The organism is Methanobrevibacter sp., from assembly GCF_045116495.1.
In the GTDB taxonomy this organism is placed as follows: domain Archaea; phylum Methanobacteriota; class Methanobacteria; order Methanobacteriales; family Methanobacteriaceae; genus Methanocatella.
The window spans coordinates 1-4,238 of sequence record NZ_JBGULU010000130.1; the positions used below are offsets into that span (position 1 = coordinate 1).

6 protein-coding genes are annotated in these 4,238 nt (G+C 36.8%); 3 read left to right on the forward strand and 3 right to left on the reverse strand.

Annotated elements, in window-relative coordinates; translation table 11 throughout:
- Positions 1–182: 182 nt before the first annotated feature.
- Both ACJMLH_RS06920 and ACJMLH_RS06925 read left to right on the forward strand, forming a co-directional pair.
- Positions 183–743 (forward strand): DUF2953 domain-containing protein, encoded by a 561-nt coding sequence (locus ACJMLH_RS06920; protein ID WP_405276087.1) that lies wholly within the window; start codon positions 183–185, stop codon positions 741–743.
- A complete protein-coding gene (locus ACJMLH_RS06925) occupies positions 736–996 on the forward strand; it encodes a hypothetical protein (RefSeq protein WP_405276089.1) in 261 nt (86 codons plus the stop codon). Before ACJMLH_RS06920 ends, ACJMLH_RS06925 begins: the two co-directional genes overlap by 8 nt.
- 8 nt (positions 997–1,004) lie before the next feature.
- On the opposite strand, the gene ACJMLH_RS06930 is transcribed toward ACJMLH_RS06925, so the two are convergent.
- Complete coding sequence (locus ACJMLH_RS06930) at positions 1,005–2,534, reverse strand: thiamine pyrophosphate-binding protein (RefSeq protein WP_405276091.1); 1,530 nt, start codon at positions 2,532–2,534, stop codon at positions 1,005–1,007.
- Positions 2,531–2,989, reverse strand: coding sequence for a dCTP deaminase domain-containing protein (locus ACJMLH_RS06935; RefSeq protein WP_405276093.1), 459 nt, complete (start codon positions 2,987–2,989; stop codon positions 2,531–2,533). The genes ACJMLH_RS06930 and ACJMLH_RS06935 overlap by 4 nt, the downstream gene beginning before the upstream one ends.
- A 64-nt stretch (positions 2,990–3,053) precedes the next feature.
- Here ACJMLH_RS06935 and dmpI point away from each other — a divergent pair, with 64 nt between their 5' ends.
- On the forward strand, positions 3,054–3,242 hold the full coding sequence (gene dmpI, locus ACJMLH_RS06940) for a 4-oxalocrotonate tautomerase DmpI (RefSeq protein WP_405276095.1): 189 nt from the start codon (positions 3,054–3,056) through the stop codon (positions 3,240–3,242).
- Positions 3,243–3,344: 102 nt separating this feature from the next.
- Here dmpI and ACJMLH_RS06945 read toward each other — a convergent pair.
- Positions 3,345–4,238 (reverse strand): hypothetical protein (locus ACJMLH_RS06945; protein ID WP_405276097.1); only part of this gene is annotated, 894 nt, incomplete at its 5' end.

Genomic DNA, 4,238 nt, shown 5'->3' on the forward strand with positions numbered 1-4,238 from the left:
TGAAACCAACAAGGCATTGTCAGATATAGGTTTGATAATAACTGATCTCGTAAAAAGCTATCTTGGAAATAACAATGAAGAATACGATGAATCAGAGTATATAGAACCTGAATTCACTACAAAAATTGATGTAGCCGAAGACGAAGACGAATAGGAACTGCGATATGTTAAACATCCTAGGGATGATTATTTTAATAATCGTCTTATTTATTATTATTTTACTCTATATCGGAGTCAAAATATCATTTATCTATGATAAAAAAGGCAGTGCCTTTAAAGGATGTTTAAAAATACTTATTTTAAAAAAAATAAAGGTCTACTCTCTTGAGTTTCCATCAGAAGATGACGGGGACGATGAAGAAGAAGAGGATGATGAAAAAAAACACGACGTCAAAAAAATTCTTGAACTGGCCAAACCTTGTTTTGAAGACTTCAAAGAGTTTATAAAGTCATTTGTAAAATGCATTCACGTTGCAAAACTCGAAAACCATCTAATTTTTGGTCTTGACTCTTACGCAGACACCGCTAAATACATCGGATATATCTGGAGCATAATAATGATTGTGAACGGCGCACATAAAAATGCCAGATTAAGTGCCGAACCGTCATTTACCGGAAGCATTCTGGATGCGAGCGGAACAAATGAACTGGACATTAACATTTTGAAATTGATACCTCCGGCAATAAAACTGATATCAAAAAAAGAAGTCCGCAACCTGATAAGAGGTGTTAGAAATGGATAGCAATATTGAAAAATTAATCGAAGATTTTGTAAAGATCACCTCACTAAAGAAATATCAGTTTCGTGAAGTTTGTGGATTGACATTTGTGTTTGAAAAAAAAATTGCATTCATCAATGATGAGATTTCATCAGGAGAGATGAAACCCCTCGCAATAATTTATGAAGAAAATGGTGAATATTACCTAGCTCCCCTACATGTAGTTGATGAAATTAATGAAGTTGTAAAAGAATTTGTTCGGGCACAAATTCAATAAAATTGTCCTTACGGAAGAGGGACATTTTCACTTCTAACAACAACTTCAACAACAAGAGGCCCATGCAAATCAGATTCAAGAAGATATTCCAAATCGGATAAATTATCAACCCTTACCGCATCAATTGAATAGCTTGAAGCCAATTTTACAAAATCAGGATTTGACAGTTTCACCTGGTAAGGTTTCATATCATAAACCTGCTCCTGCCATTGTCTGATGATTCCAAACTCGGAATTGTTTATGATGAATATGATCACATCCAAATCATTCTCCTTTAGGGTTGCAAGCTCCTGAATATTCATTTGAATACCGCCATCCCCATTAATTGAGATGACCTGTTTGTCAGTTGCAAAACTTGCACCTATTGCAGCTGGAAGTGAATACCCCATTGGTGCCATGGCTCCCGGAAACAGGTATTGGCCTGGCCTTATGGATTTCATCATAAGGGTTGTCCATGTGGTGTGGCTTCCGGCATCTGAAACTATAATGTCTTCACCGAATTTTTCCAGAATTCTTTTGATTGCAGCTTGAGGTGCCAAATCATCATCCAGATTTTCAATATAGACGGAATTGTCAATCTGTAAAATTTCATCCATCCAGCTGACCTTTTTGAATTTGATTTCAGCTAAAAAGTCTTCGACTTTACCATGTATCTGACAGTCACCAACTAAAACATCCTTGTTCAGATTGACATGTATTAAATTATCTGGAATTTCAGGCAGTGTCCTTTCACTACCCTTAATGCCCAAAGCGATTATGCAGTCTGAATTTTCAAATGCATATTTTGCCCTCGGTGTTGAGCGTATTCCTGAAAGACCCAGTACCAAATCATCAAACTCTGAAATAATCCCCTTGGCATGAAATGTTGTTGTTACAGGTATCTGATATTTATGTGCAATCTCACCAATTTTATCACATTGACTCAATGCACCTGCTCCAAGAATAAATAAAGGTTTTTCAGATGAATTGATCATCTCCTGAGCATCACCGATTTGGGACATGTCATCCTCACACAGATAACACAAATCAAAGTCCTGGAAATCCTCACTTGAAAGCACATCCTTTGAGAGATTAATGTGAATCGGCCCTTTAGGCATTGTTTTAAGCTCATAAATAGCTGCCTTTAAAGCATAAATTGCTTCAGTACCATTCAGAGGATTGTAGGATGCCCTTGTAATGTGCTTGAATGTGTCAAAAACGGGAAGTGACTGGAAACGGTCCATGTTTCTGTATTCAAGGTCATTGTCACCTGTTAAAACCAGAATTGGAACATTGTCCTTAAATGCGGTGGCCAGTGCCATGGTTGTGTTATATGCTCCAGGAGATGCTGTTGTAATGCAAACTCCGATTTTTCCGCTTGATCGTGTATATGCATCAGCAGCATGTGCAGCAGCCTGTTCATGACGTGTCAGCACGTGTGTGATTTCAGATTCTGAAAGTGCTTTGTAAAGAGGCATTATCTGCTCGCCAGGTATTCCGAAAATATGTCTGATGCCTTCCTCGGCAAGTATTTCAACCATCCTGTCAGACACATTCACTCTTCCACCTCCTGATATGACCCTTTATACTCACCGGATCCTTCTACAGGAAATACGACTGCCTGAGCTATTCTGTCGCCGGATTTAATTTTATATTCAAATTCCCCATGATTGTAAATCATAAACATCAGTGTTCCATAAAATCCAGGATCACCCACAGCAGTTTGAACTGAAATGAATGACCTTAAAAGTGTTGAGCGTGGCAGATACAACATGGTATATCCCTTTGGAATTTTGATTTTCCTTTTGATGCTTGCCAGGTATGCGGTATGAGGCTTTAAAGTGAATATTTCACCTTCCATCTCCTTTATTTCAGGCAAGTTTTTTTCATTGTCAATCAGTGAGCCGCCGGACTCCTGAGTGTAGATTCTGTCAAGTTCCAAATCTATTCCGGAGGGCTGCACCAAATCGGCAAAATCCGGAAATATTTTAACGAGTTCATTTTCACCGAGCATAAATATCAAAACCTTTTAATAATCTATATATACTATCTGATTAATAATTTTAATTGGTGATAATATGCCTGTAATTACAATAGCTGGAAATAACGGAATAACAGTAGAGAAAAAAAGAGAAATGGTTAAAAAAGTATCCGAAATTGTTGCTGAATCATATGGCTTACCTGTAGAAGCAATAACTGTTCTGGTTCAAGGATATGATAAAGAGGATATCGGCGTAGCCGGAGAACTTTTAAGCGACAGAGAATAACTGTTTTGAAAAATGGGAAATCCGTTTGGAATTTCCCATAAGTTCAAACCAAAAAAGAACTTGATATTTTTACAAATACCATGTTAATATTACTTGGCCACACTATTTAATTTTTATGTAAACATCACCCTGTTTTTCAATCAACTTCATGTCAATGAGACTGTTTAAATTTTTACTTATTTTATCTTCGAAGTTCTTGGATTTGTATCTAATCAGTTTTCTTTTTATCTCTTCAAATGTGGCCTCACCGTCAATTGCATCATAAACGCTCTGCTGGAACGGTGTCAGATTGAAAACAATGTCATTTAATGCATTATCATTGATGTTTTCAAGATTCCAGTTTTCATCATGGGTTTTAACGCCAAGTTCCTCTTCCAAATCAATGATGCAACCTTTCAGCAAATCCAGATGAGGATAATGTGCAAGACCATGTTTATGCTTGGAAATCTTGGCCAAAAACCCTTCGTAAACTTTATTTAAATCAATATCTGAGCTATCAAATGAATCAAGTACATACACCTTATCATCAATGACTTTAATGACCTTATATGTGTCAGTATCCTCGTCAAACTCTATTTGATTAAATTCGCTGACATTCCAGTTATTGTCCAAAAGGAAATTTCTTACAAACTCCGCATCTTCAAGCCGGTCATAATATCCGAAGATATAGTCATCACCGGCAATCTGCTTTTTGATTACATATGTCTCAAAGACCTTGGAAATGTTGAGACCATACCGGGAGTTGTTCGGATTTCTTTTATGCCTTTTGATTAACCTGTTTATTGTGTCTGCATCAGGCTTCTGTTTGTATTTGGCCAGAATATGAATCTTGTCATCATGGACTGTTAAAACCATGTAATTATCATCTTTTTCAAGAATCTGTGGAGTTTTGCTTAAATCCCAATCGTTATCGACTAAAAAATCCCTAATGAAAACAGCATCCTCCAAAGTCGCAATTTTAGCATAGGTTTTGGAGTTTTTGACTATTGTGCAGGA